Raw genomic sequence first — 15692 nt, forward strand, 5'->3', positions numbered from 1 at the left:
ACGAATCGACGATCACCTGGCCACGACGTGAGGTGTTCCGTCCACGTCAAATCCCGCGTCACGCGGACTTCATGCGGGCACCTCAGGGTGTCCCTGTGCGAGTAGCGATCGTGACCGAGAGCTTCCTGCCTCAGGTGAACGGCGTCACCAACTCCGTGCTCCGCGTCCTGGAGCACCTGCGGCGGGGCGGCCACCAGGCGCTCGTCGTGGCGCCCGGCGCCGGCGCGGACGAGCACCACGGCACGCCCGTCGTCAGAGTCCCCTCCGTCGACGTGCCCATGGTGACGAGCCTCCCCATCGGCGTGCCGGGCCCGAGAGTGCTGCACGCGCTCGCCGAGTTCCAGCCCGACGTCGTGCACCTCGCCTCACCGTTCGTGCTCGGCGCCTACGGTCTCAGAGCCGCGCGCAAGCTCGACGTCCCGACCGTCGCGGTCTACCAGACCGACGTCGCCGGGTTCGCGGGCAACTACGGACTGGGCCTCACCAAACGCGCCGCGTGGCGGTGGACCAAGCGCCTGCACACGCTCGCCGACCGCACGCTCGCCCCGTCGACCTCGGCGGTGGAGGCGCTCGAACAGCACGGCGTGCCGCGCGTGCACCGGTGGGGCCGCGGCGTCGACATCGACCTCTTCCACCCGCGCCCGAAGCACAACGACGAGCTGACCATCGGCTACGTCGGCCGCCTCGCGCCGGAGAAGCAGGTGCAGCGCCTCAGGGAACTGCACGACCTGCCCGGCGTGAAGCTCCGGATCGTCGGCGACGGCCCGGACCGCGACCAGCTCGAGAAGGACATGCCGAACGCCGAGTTCCTGGGCTTCCGCACCGGTGAGGACCTGGCAGAGGCCTACGCCTCGCTCGACGTCTTCATCCACACCGGCCCGCACGAGACGTTCTGCCAGGCCGTCCAGGAGGCCCTCGCCACGGGCCTCCCGGTCCTGGCGCCGAACGCCGGTGGCCCCCGCGACCTGGTCCGCCACGGCCGCACCGGCTACCTGTTCGAGGATGACATCGCGCAGTACGTCGACCTGCTGCGCGACCCGATGGTGCGCAAGCGCTTCGGCCTGGCCGCCCGCAAGTCGGTGCTCACCCGCACCTGGCCCGCTATCTGCGACCAGCTGATGGGCCACTACGCCGCGGTGATGGGACTCACCCACCAGGCGGCCGCTTGAGGATCGTCCAGCTCGCCAACTTCTACGGCCCGAAGTCCGGCGGCCTCCGCACGGCACTGCACCACCTCGGCACCGGCTACGCGCAGCTCGGCCACGAGGTGGTGCTGGTCGTGCCCGGCGCCCGCGCGGCCGACGAGGAACTGCCCGGCGGAGTCCGCCGCATCACGCTCCCGGCCGTCAAGATCCCGCACACCGGCGGCTACCGCGTGGTCGACCCGTGGCGGGTGAAGTCCCTGGTGCGGCACCTGCGCCCGGACCGCCTGGAGGTCTCCGACCGCCTGACCCTGCGCGGCATGGGCGCCTGGGCGACCGAACGCGGCATCCCCAACGTCGTCATCTCCCACGAACGCCTGGACCGCCTGCTCCAGTTCGTGCTCCCGCCCACCCCGGCCGAACGCGGCGCGGACTGGGCGAACCGCCGCATGGCCGCCTCCTACGACACCGTCGTCTGCACGACGGGCTTCGCCCGCGAGGAGTTCGACCGCATCGGCGCGAAGAACGTCACCCAGGTCCCGCTCGGTGTGGACCTGGCAACGTTCACCCCGACCCGCCACTCCGCAGAACTCCGCCAAGACCTCCTGCAGGGCAAGCAAAATCTGCTGATCCACTGTGGACGCCTGTCCCCGGAGAAGCACGTGGAACGCTCCGTCGACACCCTCGCCGAACTCCACGAACAGGGCCACTCCGCCCGCCTCGTGATCGCGGGCGACGGCCCCAGACGAGCGTCCCTGGAAAAACGCGCAGCAGGCCTGCCCGTGACCTTCCTCGGCTTCGTGAAGTCACGCCTGGACGTCGCCTCCCTGCTGGCCTCGGCCGACCTCTCACTCGCCCCGGGCCCGCACGAGACCTTCGGCCTGGCCGCCCTGGAAGCCCTGGCCAGCGGCACCCCGGTCGTCGTCAGCCAGAGCAGCGCCCTGAAGGAGATCGTCCAACCGTCCTGCGGCGCGGCGGTCGACGACCACGCGGAGGCCTTCGCGACAGCCGCCAGGCACCTCCTGGAATCAGGCTCCAGGGAGGCCGCGAGGGCAAGAGCCGAGCAATACCCGTGGCACACCGCCGTCACCGGCATGCTCACCGCCCTGAAGGTGCCCTGAAGAAGATCTCAGCGCACCTGACTTAGTCTCTAGTCATGTCTCGAGCCGGCCTGGACAAGAACCCCCGCGAGGTAGCCGAGATGTTCGACGGCGTGGCCAAGGGCTACGACCGCACGAACTCGGTCATGACGCTGGGCTTCGACCGCCGCTGGCGGGAGTGGAGCAGGCGCGTCCTCGACGCCCGCCCCGGCGAGAAGGTCCTCGACCTCGCCGCCGGCACCGCCGTCTCCACCGTCGAGTACGCCGCCTCAGGCGCCTGGTGCGTGGCAGCCGACTTCTCCGTGGGCATGCTCGCCTCAGGCGCCCACCGCCCGGTCCCCAAGGTGGCAGCGGACGCCCTGCGCCTGCCCTTCAAGGACAACTCCTTCGACGCCGTCACAGTCTCCTTCGGCATCCGCAACTTCAACGACACCGTCGTAGCCCTCCGCGAGATGGCCCGCGTCACCAAACCAGGCGGCCGCATGGTCATCTGCGAGGTCTCGACCCCGGTCTTCAAGCCGTTCCGCTTCGTCTACATGCGCTACCTCCTCAAGCTCCTGCCGCTGATCGCGAAGTTCGTCTCGAGCAACCCGGCCGCCTACTCCTACCTGTCCGAGTCCATGGCGACGTGGCCGGACCAGCGCACCCTGGGCGAGCTCATCTCGCAGGCGGGGTGGGAGGACGTGGCCTGGTTCAACCTGACCGGCGGCATGGTCGCCCTGCACCGCGCCACCAAGCCGAAGCCTGCGGCCGCAGCCTCCACCGCCGACGCCGCCGATGACGCAGTCGAGGCCCCCGAACCGACTGCCTGAGCGACCACGAAGCAAGGCGACGACCGCTCGCAAGGCGACCACCCCGCTGGAACCGCAACCAGCCACCGCAGCTGCACCCGCGCGGTGCCACCAGGCACTCGCCAACGCAAAGCAACCTCGGACGCAAACCAGGCGCGTGGTGCCAACCGGACAGCCGACGACGCGAGCCGTCCATGCATGCAGCCTGGCGTGGCGATGCGCAGCGAGCCGTCTGAACCTGCTGCCGACTGGGCAGCGGTGCACCCCGCTCATGGCGATTGGGGCTTGACCTTGAGGGGCGAGGTGCTACCCCTCATCGGGCACGGCCGGGCGCTTTTCAGCCCGGCTTTTCCGGCCGTCTCAGCGCCTCGCCAGAGGCTCAAGGTCAAGCCCCAATCGCCAGCCCGCTCTTCGTCACGACCCGCTGGACCACCCTCGCAAGGCGACCGAGCCCCAGGAACGCGACCAACCCCGCTGGAACCGCCACCAACCCGCACAACCGGAACCGCGACCCCAACCAGACCCCACGCCCCCAGGACCCTCAGCAACCTCCGGTTAGAGTCAGAAACAGAAGCTGCAACCGGTACACGCAGGGAGTCTGGATGAGCAGGCGCGGGATCAACGAGGACGCCGACGTCATCGTCGTGGGCGCAGGACCGGCGGGCTCCACCGCCGCGACCTACCTCGCCAGGGCGGGCCTCGACGTCCTCCTCCTCGAGAAGAGCACCTTCCCGAGGGAGAAGGTCTGCGGCGACGGCCTGACCCCGAGAGGCGTCAAGCAGCTCATCGACCTGGGCATCGACACCCGCGAGAGCAACGGCTGGCTGCACAACAAGGGCCTCAGGGTCGTCGGCGGCGGCGTCACGATGGAGCTGGACTGGCCTGACCTGGCCACGTTCCCGAACTACGGCGTGGTCCGCCCGCGCATGGACTTCGACGAGATGCTCGCGAACGCCGCGAAGGCTGCCGGCGCGCGCATGCACGAGCACACCACCGTCACGAAGGCCATCGTCGAGAACGGCCGCGTGGTCGGCGTGGAGGCCAAGCAGGGGCCGGAGAAGAACCCGGTCACCTACCGCGCGCCCATCGTCGTCGGCTGCGACGGCGTGTCAGCGAGGCTGGCCCTCAGCATCGGCTTGCAGAAGGACGACGCGAAGCCCATGGGCGTGGCGGTCCGCCGCTACTACAACAGCCCGCGCACCAAGGACGACTACCTCGAAAGCCACCTCGAGCTGTGGGCGCCGGACGGCAAGCTGCTGCCCGGCTACGGCTGGATCTTCGGCATGGGCGACGGCAGCGTGAACGTCGGCCTGGGCATCCTCAGCACGTCCAAGGCCTACGGCACCACCGACTACCGCCAGCTGCTGCGCTCCTGGCTCGACGGCACCCCGGAGGAGTGGGGCTTCCGCGAGGAGAACGCCACGAGCCGCATCGGCGGCGCGGCGCTGCCCATGGGTCTGAACCGCAAGCCGCACTACCGGGCGGGCATGGTGCTGGTCGGCGACGCCGGCGGCATGGTCAACCCGTTCAACGGCGAGGGCATCGGCTACGCCATGGAGTCGGCCAAGATCGCTTCCGAGAGCATCGTCCAGGCCCTCGCGCGGACGGGCGTCAACCGTGAACGGGCGCTGCACGGCTACCCGGTCCGGATCGAGGAGGCGCTCGGCAGTTACTACCGGCTCGGGAACGTCTTCTCGAAGCTCATCGGTAATCCGGCGATCATGCGGACCGCAACGAAGTACGGAATGCCGCGGAAACGCCTGATGAAACTGGTGCTCAAGCTGCTGGCGGGCCTCTACGACCCCAAGGACGGCGACTCAATGGACAAGCTCATCGTGGCCGCCACGAAGCTCGCTCCCACCGCGTAAATTACTCCGAATAGGTGACGGCACCGGCTCAATACGAGCCGGTGCCGTTTCGTATGTTGCACCCAGGTTAAACCCCCAGGTCAGACCCTGTGATCTAGGTCATTTACAGGCGTTCTACACTGGCGGGCGACCTTGTGAATCACTTCACAACAGTGTGATCAAGCTTGTGAACTGTTTCACAAGCGTTTGTTAGGGCCGCCTAACAAACGAGTCGCAGAACAACACCCTTAGGGTGCGGTCGACCGCGAGGAAAGGACGACGGAGCGTGCTTGACCCTTACCTCCCCCTCGTATTGATGTTCGCGCTCGCCGGGGCGTTCGCACTGTTCTCGGTGACCGCAGCTCCCTACATCGGACCCCGCCGCTACAACAAGGCGAAGCTCGACGCGTACGAGTGCGGCATCGAGCCGAGCCCGCAGCCGGTCGTGGGTGGTGGGCGCATGCCCGTCGCCTACTACCTGACGGCGATGCTGTTCATCTTGTTCGACATCGAAATGGTCTTCCTCTACCCGTTCGCCGTAGCGGCCGACAAGCTCGGCCTGTTCGGGCTGGTGGAGATCGTCCTGTTCGTCGCCACGGTCGGCTTCGCGTACGTCTACGTGTGGCGTCGCGGCGGCCTCGACTGGAACTGAGGAAGTCATGGGTCTCGAGGAGAAGCTCCCGAACGGCATCCTGCTGGTCAGCGTCGAGAAGCTGGTCAACTGGACCCGCAAGTCCTCGCTCTGGCCTGCCACCTTCGGCCTGGCCTGCTGCGCCATCGAGATGATGACGACGGGTGCGCCGCGGTACGACCTGGCCCGCTTCGGCATGGAGGTCTTCCGGGCCTCACCGCGCCAGGCGGACCTGATGATCGTGGCCGGCCGCGTCACCAACAAGATGGCGCCGGTCCTGCGGCAGATCTACGACCAGATGCCCGAGCCGCGCTGGGTGCTGGCCATGGGCGTGTGCGCCAGCAGTGGCGGCATGTTCAACAACTACGCGGTGGTGCAGGGCGTCGACCACGTCGTGCCCGTCGACATGTACCTGCCGGGCTGCCCGCCGCGGCCGGAGATGCTGATGGACGCGATCCTCAAGATCCACGCCAAGATCATGGACGAGCCGCTGGGCGCCGTGCGCGCCAAGGCGCTCGCCGACTCGGGCTACCGCACCGATCTCATCCCGTCGTCCGAGCGTTTTGCGAGGAAGAAGTGACCGAGCCAGGGGGCGAGCACTCCAGCGTCAACCGCGCGGGAGAAGACCTCGAGAAGACCAACCCGACCGAGGCCAAGGCGAAGGCGCCGATCCTCGCGGGCAAGGAGCGCCAGGGCCTGTTCGGCGTCACCGGTTCCGGTGACACGTCCGGCTTCGGCGGCCTGCGCCTGCCCGCCCACGTGGCCGCTCCGTCCGAGCGCCCGTTCGGCGGCTGGTTCGACGAGGTCGCGGACGAGCTGTTCGCCGCCATCGGCGACAAGGGCCTGCCCGCCGACACGGTGCAGCAGGTGACGGTCGACCGCGGCGAGATCACCTTCTACCTCCGCCCGGAGACGCTGCTGGAGGTCGCGCGGATCTTCCGCGACACCCCGTCGCTGCGCTTCGAGCTCTGCAGCTCGGTGTCCGGTGTCGACTACGGCGCCGACGTGCCGCAGCGCCTGCACTCGGTCACGCACCTCACGTCGATGACGTACCGCCGCCGCGTGCGGCTGGAAGTCGCCGTCGACGTCGAGAGCCCGCACGTGCCGAGCCTCGTCGAGGTCTACCCGACGGCGGACTGGCAGGAGCGCGAGACCTGGGACATGTTCGGGATCATCTACGACGGTCATCCCGGACTGACCCGCATCCTCATGCCGGACGACTGGGACGGCCACCCTCAGCGCAAGGACTACCCGCTGGGCGGCATTCCGGTCGAGTACAAGGGCGCGGAGATTCCTCCGCCGGACCAGAGGCGGTCGTACTCATGACCGAGCGGCTTTCCGACGTCACCACCGGGACGAACACCAGCTCGACCGGCAGTGACAGCACGGACGACGTCGACACGGGCACCAGCACCGGCAGCGCGGAGGTCGCGGACTCCCGCAGGACCACCGAGGGCACCGTCTACACGGTGACCGGCGGCGACTGGGACGAGGTGCTCGCGGACGCGGTCCACGACGAGCGCATCGTCATGAACCTCGGCCCGCAGCACCCCTCGACCCACGGCGTGCTCCGCCTGGTCCTGGAGCTCGAGGGCGAGACGGTCACCCACGCGCGCAGCGTCATCGGCTACCTGCACACGGGCATCGAGAAGAACCTCGAGTACCGCAACTGGGTGCAGGGCGTCACCTTCATCACGCGCACGGACTACCTGGCACCGCTGCACCACGAAGCGGCGTACTGCATGAGCGTCGAGAAGCTGCTCGGGATCACGGTCCCGGACAAGGCTCAGGCCGTCCGCGTGCTGCTGATGGAGCTCAACCGGATCAGCTCGCACCTCGTGGCGCTCGCCACGGGCGGCATGGAGCTCGGCGCCCTCACCGGCATGACCGCGGGCTTCCGCGAGCGCGAAGAGGTCCTGCACCTGCTGGAGCACCTCACCGGCCTGCGGATGAACCACGCGTTCATCCGTCCCGGCGGCCTCGCGCAGGACCTGCCGGACGACGCGATCGAGAAGATCAACTCGTTCGTCAAGGTCATGGAGAAGCGTCTCCCGGACTACGACAAGCTGCTCACCGGCCAGCCGATCTGGCGCAACCGCCTCGCGGGCGTGGGCTACCTGCCCGTCGACGCGTGCCTCGCGCTCGGCATCACCGGCCCGATCCTGCGCTCCGCGGGCCTCGCCTGGGACCTGCGCAAGATCGACCCGTACAGCGGCTACGAGAACTACAACTTCGACGTCCCCACCTCGAACGCGGCGGACTGCTTCGCGCGGTACCTGCTGCGGCTCGAGGAGATCCACCAGTCGCTCAAGATCGTCAAGCAGGTCGTGAAGAGCCTGCCGACCGGTCCGGTGATGGTCGAGGACGCGAAGGTCGCGTGGCCCGCGCAGCTCACGATCGGCAGCGACGGCATGGGCAACTCGCTCGAGCACGTCCGCAAGATCATGGGCCAGTCCATGGAGTCCCTCATCCACCACTTCAAGCTGGTGACCGAGGGCTTCAAGGTTCCGGCGGGCCAGGTGTACGTGCCCGTCGAGTCGCCGCGCGGCGAGCTGGGCTACCACGTCGTCTCCGACGGCGGCACCCGCCCGATGCGCGTGCACCTGCGCGAACCGAGCTTCGTGAACCTCCAGGCGATGCCCGCGATGTGCGAGGGCGGCATGGTCGCCGACGTGATCGCGTCCGTTGCCTCGATCGACCCGGTGATGGGTGGTTGTGACCGATGACCCAGGCTCCAGAGACCACGACGTTCGACCAGTCCGCTGTGGACAGGGCGCAGGCGATCATCGCCCGCTACCCGCAGGCCCGCAGCGCGCTGCTCCCGATGCTGCACCTCGTGCAGTCCGTCGAGGGCTACGTCTCGCAGGAGGGCATCCGGTTCTGCGCCGGGCAGCTCGACCTGACCGAGGCCGAGGTCAGCGCGGTCGCGACGTTCTACACGATGTACAAGCGCCGCCCGTGCGGTGAGCACCTGGTCAGCGTGTGCACCAACACGCTGTGCGCGGCGCTCGGCGGCGACGCCATCTACAAGACCCTCAAGGACCACCTCGGCGTGGGCCACGAGGAGACCGCGGGCGAGCCGGGCACGCCGGGTTCGATCACGCTGGAGCACGCCGAGTGCCTCGCCGCGTGCGACCTCGGCCCGGTGCTCCAGGTCAACTACGAGTTCTACGACAACCAGACGCCCGACAAGGCGCTGGGACTCGTGAAGGCGCTGCAGTCGGGGGAGAAGCCCGCCCCCACCCGCGGCGCCCCGCTCACCGACTTCAAGCAGGCCGAGCTCCAGCTCGCCGGGTTCTTCGAGGGTCGCGACGCCGACCTCGACGGCCCGTCGGCGGCGCCGGAGACGCTGGCCGGTGCGCAGATCGCCCAGGAACGCGGCTGGGACGCGCCTCAGATGCCGTCGAACGCCGAGTTCCCGGCCCTGCCGGAAAAGAAGTAGGGACGAACATGGTTGACCCGCTGACTCCCGTTCTCACCAAGCGCTGGACCGAGCCCAGGTCCTGGACGATCGAGACCTACGAGCGCACCGGTGGTTACACCGCCCTGCCCAAGGCGCTCAAGGCCCACCCGGACCAGCTCATCCAGCAGTGCAAGGACTCCGGACTGCGCGGCCGCGGCGGCGCGGGGTTCCCCACCGGCATGAAGTGGGGCTTCATCCCGCAGGGCGACGGCAAGCCGCACTACCTCGTCATCAACGCCGACGAGGGCGAGCCGGGGACCTGCAAGGACATCCCCACGATGATGGCGGACCCGCACTCGCTGATCGAGGGCGTGATCATCACGTCGTACGCGATCCGCGCGAACTTCGCGGCGATCTACGTCCGCGGCGAGGTCCTGCACTGCATCCGCCGCCTCAACGCGGCGGTGCGCGAGGCGTACGCCAAGGGCTACCTGGGCAAGGACATCCTCGGCAGCGGGTTCGACCTCGACGTCGTGATCCACGCCGGCGCCGGCGCGTACATCTGCGGCGAGGAGACCGCGCTGCTCGACTCGCTGGAGGGCCGTCGCGGCCAGCCGCGGCTCAAGCCGCCGTTCCCCGCGACCTCGGGCCTCTACGCGTCGCCCACCGTCGTGAACAACGTCGAGACCATCGCGTCGGTTCCCTTCATCGTCAACGGTGGCGCGGACTGGTTCCGCGAGATGGGTCGCGACCGGTCGCCCGGTCCGAAGATCTACTCGCTGTCCGGCCACGTCACGCGGCCCGGCCAGTACGAGGCGCCGATGGGCACCACCCTGCGGCAGCTCCTCGACATGGCCGGCGGCATGAAGGACGGCATCCCGCTGAAGTTCTGGACGCCGGGTGGCTCGTCCACCCCGCTGTTCACCGCGGAGCACCTCGACGTGCCGCTGGACTTCGAGGGCGCCGCCGAGGCCGGGTCGATGCTGGGCACCACCGCCCTGCAGATCTTCAACGAGACCGTGTCCGTGCCGTGGGCCGTCATGAAGTGGACGGAGTTCTACAAGCACGAGTCGTGTGGCAAGTGCACGCCGTGCCGCGAGGGCACGTACTGGCTCGTGCAGATCCTGCAGCGCATGGTGGCGGGCAACGGCACGGCGAGCGACATCGACACGTTGCTCGACGTCTGCGACAACATCCTCGGCCGCTCGTTCTGCGCGCTGGGTGACGGTGCCGTCAGCCCGATCACCAGTGGCATCAAGTACTTCAAGGACGAGTTCCTCGCCCTGTGCGACCAGAACTCCAAGGTCCTGGCTGGAGCGAACGCATGACCATCGCGCCTGACAAGTCGACCACCGATGACATCGTCGTGCCCGAGGGGCACGTCAAGCTCGTCATCGACGGCGAAACCGTTGTCGCGCCCAAGGGTGAGCTGCTGATCCGCACGGCCGAGCGCCTCGGCACGGTCATCCCGCGCTTCTGCGACCACCCGCTGCTGGAGCCCGCGGGCGCCTGCCGCCAGTGCCTCGTCGAGGTCGAGATGGGCGGCCGGCCGATGCCGAAGCCGCAGGCCTCCTGCACGATGACGGTCGCGGACGGCATGGTCGTGAAGACCCAGCTGACCTCGCCGGTTGCGGACAAGGCCCAGCAGGGTGTGATGGAGCTGCTGCTCATCAACCACCCGCTGGACTGCCCGATCTGCGACAAGGGCGGTGAGTGCCCGCTGCAGAACCAGGCGATCGCCCACGGCCGCAGCGACTCCCGCTTCCACGAGCACAAGCGGACGTTCCCGAAGCCGATCAACATCTCCACGCAGGTGTTGCTGGACCGCGAACGCTGCGTGCTCTGCCAGCGCTGCACCCGGTTCTCCGCGCAGATCGCCGGCGACCCGTTCATCGAACTGCTCGAGCGCGGCTCGCAGCAGCAGATCGGTGTGGCGAAGGAGAAGCCCTTCCAGAGCTACTTCTCCGGCAACACCATCCAGATCTGCCCGGTCGGCGCGCTCACGTCCGCCGCCTACCGCTTCCGCGCCCGGCCGTTCGACCTCGTGTCGACGCCGAGCATCTGCGAGCACTGCTCGTCGGGCTGCGCCGAGCGCACCGACTGGCGGCGCGGCAAGGTGCAGCGCAAGCTCGCCGGCGACGACCCGCAGGTCAACGAGGAGTGGATCTGCGACAAGGGCCGTTTCGCCTTCCGCTACGCCACGACCGGCGACCGCTTCACGCGGCCGCTGGTGCGCGACGCGGAGAGCGGTGAGCTCCGCGAGTCGTCCTGGACCGAGGCGCTGCAGGTCGCGGCGGCCGGTCTGACGGCGGCCCGTGACGCGAACGGCGTCGGCGTGCTCCCCGGTGGCCGGCTGACCGTCGAGGACGCCTACGCGTACTCGAAGTTCGCCCGGATCGCGTTGCACACCAACGACATCGACTTCCGCGCCCGGCCGCACAGCGCCGAGGAGCTGGAGTTCCTGTCCGGCACCACGGTGTTCACGAACCCGGACAACGGCGTCACCTTCGGGGGCATCGAGTCCGCACCGGCCGCGCTGCTGGTCGCGTTCGAGCCGGAGGAAGAGGCGCCGATCGTCTTCCTGCGCCTGCGCAAGGCCGCTCGCAAGGGCACCACGAAGGTCTTCCACCTCGGCCAGTTCACGACCCCGGCCGTGGAGAAGACGTTCGGCACGCTGCTCGCCTGCGTGCCCGGTGCCGAGGCGAACGCGCTGAACGCGTTGCCGGAGCATGCTTCCGACGTCGTCGACCTGCTGAGCAAGCCCGGTGCGGTGATCCTGGTCGGCGAACGCGCCGCCGTGATCCCCGGCGCGTTCACCGCGGTCGCCCGGCTGGCCGAGCGGACGGGTGCCAAGGTCGCGTGGATTCCCCGCCGTGCCGGTGAGCGCGGCGCGCTCGCGGTCGGCGCCGTGCCGAACCTGCTGCCCGGCGGTCGCCACGTCGCGAACGCCACCGCCCGCACCGAGGTCGAGCGCACCTGGGGCGTCGAGGAGGGCTCGCTCCCCGCGACGCCCGGCCGCGACACCACGGGCATCCTCGAAGCCGCCGCTGCCGGTCAGCTGTCCGGCCTGGTGGTCGGCGGCGTCGACCCGTTCGACCTGCCGGACCCGCGGCTCGCGGAGAAGGCGTTGGCAGCGGCCGGTTTCGTGGTCAGCCTGGAGCTGCGCCCGAGCGGTGTCACCGCGTACGCCGACGTCGTGCTCCCGATCGCCCCGGCGGTCGAGAAGGCCGGCAGCTACCTCAACTGGGAGGGCCGCCACCGCGTGTTCGGCACCACCCTCGAGGGCACCGGCGCGCTGCCGGACTGCCGCGTGCTCGACACCCTCGCGGTGGAGATGGACGCGGACCTGTTCACGCAGACGCCCGCGGCCTCGGCCGCCGACCTGGCCCGCCTCGGCGAGGGCGCACCGAGCGGTTCCTCGCTCAACGTCGCCGCGCCGCTGGTGTCCCCGGCGGGACCCGGCAAGGCCGTGCTCGCCACGTGGCACCGCCTGATCGGCAACGGCTCGCTGCAGGTCGACGAGCCGCACCTGGCCGGCACGGCCCGCCCGGTCGTCGCGAAGATCGCGGAGACCACCGCGGCGCAGTTCGGCCTGACCTCCGGCGGGTTCGTCACGGTCTCCACCGACCGCGGCGCGATCACGCTCCCGGTCGAGACCGACGACCTGCCCGAGGGCGTCATCTGGCTGCCCACCAACTCGGGTGACGTGACCGTCCGCGCCACTCTCGGCGCGGGCCACGGCTCCATCGTCTCCGTCAGCGGAGGAACGTCATGACCCAGCACGTCTACGCAGCGGAGATCGGCGAGACCGCCAAGCTCCTCGCGGACGACCCGTTCTGGCTGATCCTGGTCAAGGTCGTCGCGATCTTCGCGTTCCTCGTGGTCATGACCCTGTTCATGATCAACTGGGAGCGCAAGGTCGTCGCGCGGATGCAGCAGCGTCCCGGCCCCAACCGCGTGGGCCCGAACGGCTGGCTGCAGTCGCTCGCGGACGGTCTGAAGCTCGCGTTCAAGGAGGACATCCGTCCTGTCCTCGCGGACAAGTGGGTCTTCTTCCTCGCGCCGGTGATCTCCTGCATCCCCGCGTTCCTCGCGTTCTCGGTGATCCCGCTCGCGGGCGAGGTCAACCTGTTCGGCGAGCAGACCGCGCTGCAGCTCGTCGACCTCCCGGTCGGCGTGCTCGTGGTGCTGGCCTGCTCCTCGATCGGCGTCTACGGCATCGTGCTGTCCGGCTGGGCCTCCGGCTCGCCGTACCCGCTGCTCGGCGCGCTGCGGTCGGCCGCGCAGGTGATCTCCTACGAGATCGCGATGGGCCTGTCGATCGTCGCGGTGATCATGTTCACCGGCTCGATGTCGACCGGTGACATCGTCGGCGCGCAGGCGACCACGGTGCTCGGGTTCGCGCCCGGATGGTTCGGCTTCCTGCTCTTCCCCAGCTTCGCGATCTACGTCGTGTCGATGGTCGGCGAGACCAACCGCGCCCCGTTCGACCTCCCCGAGGCCGAGTCGGAGCTCGTCGGTGGTTTCCACACGGAGTACAGCTCGCTGAAGTTCGCGCTGTTCTTCCTCGCCGAGTACGTGAACATGGTGACCGTCTCGGCGCTCGCGACCACGCTCTTCCTCGGCGGCTACCACGCCCCGTGGAGCGGCGAGTTCATGAACACCGGCTGGTGGGGCCTGCTCTGGTTCATCATCAAGACGCTGGGCTTCCTGTTCATCTTCATCTGGCTGCGCGGCACGCTTCCCCGCATGCGCTACGACCAGTTCATGCGCCTGGGCTGGAAGGTGCTGGTCCCGACCAGCCTCGTCTGGATCATGGCCGTCGCGGTCATCCGCACCGGCGCGATCCAGCAGCTCTCCACGGCGCAGCGGCTCATCGCGCTGGGCGTGATCGTCGGCCTCGTGCTGCTGGTCTCGTTCCTGCTGCCGGACAAGAAGGTCCAGGACACCAAGGGCGTTCCGCTCGCGGGTTCCGGCTTCCCCGTGCCGCCGCTCGACCTCGTCGTCCCCAAGACCGCGCCCAAGCGCAAGGTCAAGGTCGCCACGCTCCCCAAGGAGACGGCAGCCGTCACCACCGGTAAGGAGGCTGAGTAGGGATGTTCGAGTCCCTGAAAGGCTTCGGCGTCACCTTCGGCACCATGTTCAAGAAGGTGGTGACGGAGGAGTACCCCGAGGTCAAGAAGGTGACCGCGCCGCGGTTCCACGGCCGTCACCAGCTGAACCGGCACCCGGACGGCCTGGAGAAGTGCGTCGGCTGCGAGCTGTGCGCGTGGGCCTGTCCCGCGGACGCGATCTTCGTCGAGGGTGGCGACAACACCGAGGAAGCCCGCTTCTCACCGGGTGAGCGCTTCGGTGCCGACTACCAGATCAACTACCTGCGCTGCATCGGCTGCGGCCTGTGCATCGAGGCCTGCCCGACCCGTTCGCTCACGATGACGAACGAGTACGAGCTGGCCGACGACAACCGCCAGGACCTGATCTTCACGAAGGAGGACCTGCTCGCCCCGCTGCTGCCCGGCATGGAGCAGCCGCCGCACCCGATGCGGCTCGGCGACAACGAGCAGGACTACTACGTGAACGGGCCGCAGCTGGCGAAGGCGGCCCAAGAAGGTAAGGGGACTCAGCAGTGAGCCTCTTGACGTTCCTCGCCCAGCAGCAGCCGGAACCCGTGCAGCGCGTGGTCGACACCGTCACCACGGGCGAGGCGGTCACGTTCTGGATCCTCGGCCCGCTCGCGCTGGCCGGTGCGCTCGGCATGCTCTTCGCGCGCAACGCGGTGCACTCCGCGCTGTGGCTCGTCGTGACGATGCTCAGCCTCGGTGTGCTGTACATGGTCCAGCAGGCGCCGTTCCTCGGCTTCGTGCAGATCATCGTCTACACCGGCGCGATCATGATGCTGTTCCTGTTCGTGCTGATGATGGTCGGCCGGGACAGTTCGGACTCGGTCGTGGAAGTCATCCGCGGCCAGCGGCTCGCGGCCGCGTTGCTCGGCATCGGGTTCGCCGTGATGCTGGTCGGTTCGGTCGGCCGCGCGCTGACCGGTGTCGACGCCCGCGGCCTCGCCGAGGTGAACACCACCAACGGTGGCAACGTCGGCAACATCGGCTCGAAGCTCTTCACGGAGTACCTGTTCGCGTTCGAGCTCACGTCGGCCCTGCTGATCACCGCCGCCCTCGGCGCGATGATCCTGGCCTTCGTCGGCCGCGACGGGAAGCCCGCCAAGAAGACGCAGAAGGAACTCGTCGAGGAGCGCTTCCAGGACGGCAAGCGGGTCGGCTCGCTGCCCGGTCCCGGCGTCTTCGCCACCGCCAACTCGGTGGCCACCCCCGCGCTGCTGCCCGACGGCACGGTCGCGGAGGAGTCGCTGTTCGACGTCATCGAGGCGACCGACAGGTCCACGCTCTCGGACGACGTCGCCGAGGTGGCCGGCACCGCGCACGAGCCCGACGCGCACGCGCTCAAGGGAAGTGAGTCGTGACCCCCACCTACTACCTGCTGCTGTCGGCACTGCTGTTCAGCATCGGCGCCGTCGGCGTCCTGGTCCGCCGCAACGCCATCGTGGTGTTCATGTGCGTCGAGCTCATGCTCAACGCGGTCAACCTGAGCCTCGTGACGTTCGCGCGGATCAACGGCTCGCTCGACGGTCAGGTGATGGCGTTCTTCGTGATGGTCGTCGCCGCGGCGGAGGTCGTCGTCGGCCTCGCGATCATCATGTCCATCTTCCGGACGCGTCGCTCGGCCTCGGTCGACGACTCGAACCTGCTGAAGTACTGAGGGG

Annotated in this window: 15 protein-coding genes; all 15 read left to right on the top strand. The window is 68.9% G+C overall.

All coding sequences use genetic code 11. From position 1 onward, the window contains the following. Positions 1 to 95 precede the first annotated feature (95 nt). The 15 genes from IE307_RS12785 to nuoK all read left to right on the top strand — a co-directional run bounded on the left by IE307_RS12785 (position 96) and on the right by nuoK (position 15688). On the top strand, positions 96 to 1169 hold the full coding sequence (locus tag IE307_RS12785) for a glycosyltransferase family 4 protein (protein ID WP_229904651.1): 1074 nt from the start codon (positions 96 to 98) through the stop codon (positions 1167 to 1169). Continuing rightward, on the top strand, positions 1166 to 2263 hold the full coding sequence (locus IE307_RS12790) for a glycosyltransferase family 4 protein (RefSeq protein WP_191298113.1): 1098 nt from the start codon (positions 1166 to 1168) through the stop codon (positions 2261 to 2263). Before IE307_RS12785 ends, IE307_RS12790 begins: the two co-directional genes overlap by 4 nt. Positions 2264 to 2298: 35 nt before the next feature. Further along, a complete protein-coding gene (locus tag IE307_RS12795; RefSeq protein WP_191298114.1) occupies positions 2299 to 3054 on the top strand; it encodes a demethylmenaquinone methyltransferase in 756 nt (251 codons plus the stop codon). A 581-nt stretch (positions 3055 to 3635) separates the two neighbouring features. Beyond that, on the top strand, positions 3636 to 4901 hold the full coding sequence (locus IE307_RS12800; protein ID WP_191298115.1) for a geranylgeranyl reductase family protein: 1266 nt from the start codon (positions 3636 to 3638) through the stop codon (positions 4899 to 4901). A gap of 265 nt (positions 4902 to 5166) precedes the next feature. Then, complete coding sequence (locus IE307_RS12805; protein WP_030478224.1) at positions 5167 to 5532, top strand: NADH-quinone oxidoreductase subunit A; 366 nt, start codon at positions 5167 to 5169, stop codon at positions 5530 to 5532. 7 nt (positions 5533 to 5539) lie between these two features. After that, positions 5540 to 6091, top strand: a complete 552-nt coding sequence (locus IE307_RS12810; protein ID WP_191298116.1) for a NuoB/complex I 20 kDa subunit family protein — start codon at positions 5540 to 5542, stop codon at positions 6089 to 6091. Continuing rightward, positions 6088 to 6837, top strand: coding sequence for an NADH-quinone oxidoreductase subunit C (locus tag IE307_RS12815; RefSeq protein ID WP_191298117.1), 750 nt, complete (start codon positions 6088 to 6090; stop codon positions 6835 to 6837). The genes IE307_RS12810 and IE307_RS12815 overlap by 4 nt, the downstream gene beginning before the upstream one ends. Continuing rightward, positions 6834 to 8237 (top strand): NADH-quinone oxidoreductase subunit D, encoded by a 1404-nt coding sequence (locus IE307_RS12820; RefSeq protein WP_191298118.1) that lies wholly within the window; start codon positions 6834 to 6836, stop codon positions 8235 to 8237. The genes IE307_RS12815 and IE307_RS12820 overlap by 4 nt, the downstream gene beginning before the upstream one ends. After that, positions 8234 to 8953 (top strand): NADH-quinone oxidoreductase subunit NuoE, encoded by a 720-nt coding sequence (gene nuoE / locus IE307_RS12825; RefSeq protein WP_191298119.1) that lies wholly within the window; start codon positions 8234 to 8236, stop codon positions 8951 to 8953. The genes IE307_RS12820 and nuoE overlap by 4 nt, the downstream gene beginning before the upstream one ends. A gap of 8 nt (positions 8954 to 8961) precedes the next feature. After that, positions 8962 to 10242, top strand: a complete 1281-nt coding sequence (nuoF, locus tag IE307_RS12830) for an NADH-quinone oxidoreductase subunit NuoF (protein ID WP_191298120.1) — start codon at positions 8962 to 8964, stop codon at positions 10240 to 10242. Further along, a complete protein-coding gene (locus IE307_RS12835; protein WP_191298121.1) occupies positions 10239 to 12689 on the top strand; it encodes an NADH-quinone oxidoreductase subunit G in 2451 nt (816 codons plus the stop codon). Before nuoF ends, IE307_RS12835 begins: the two co-directional genes overlap by 4 nt. A gap of 23 nt (positions 12690 to 12712) precedes the next feature. Next, positions 12713 to 14008: an NADH-quinone oxidoreductase subunit NuoH gene (gene nuoH, locus IE307_RS12840; RefSeq protein WP_191298375.1), complete on the top strand. Its 1296-nt coding sequence runs from the start codon at positions 12713 to 12715 to the stop codon at positions 14006 to 14008. 2 nt (positions 14009 to 14010) lie between these two features. Continuing rightward, entirely contained in the window at positions 14011 to 14544 is a 534-nt protein-coding gene (gene nuoI / locus IE307_RS12845; protein ID WP_191298122.1) for an NADH-quinone oxidoreductase subunit NuoI, read from the top strand. A 5-nt stretch (positions 14545 to 14549) separates the two neighbouring features. Beyond that, positions 14550 to 15392, top strand: coding sequence for an NADH-quinone oxidoreductase subunit J (locus IE307_RS12850; protein ID WP_229904700.1), 843 nt, complete (start codon positions 14550 to 14552; stop codon positions 15390 to 15392). Next, positions 15389 to 15688: an NADH-quinone oxidoreductase subunit NuoK gene (nuoK, locus tag IE307_RS12855; RefSeq protein WP_030473209.1), complete on the top strand. Its 300-nt coding sequence runs from the start codon at positions 15389 to 15391 to the stop codon at positions 15686 to 15688. The genes IE307_RS12850 and nuoK overlap by 4 nt, the downstream gene beginning before the upstream one ends. Positions 15689 to 15692: the final 4 nt, after the last annotated feature.

Source organism: Lentzea cavernae (genome assembly GCF_014653695.1).
GTDB classification, from domain to species: domain Bacteria; phylum Actinomycetota; class Actinomycetes; order Mycobacteriales; family Pseudonocardiaceae; genus Lentzea; species Lentzea cavernae.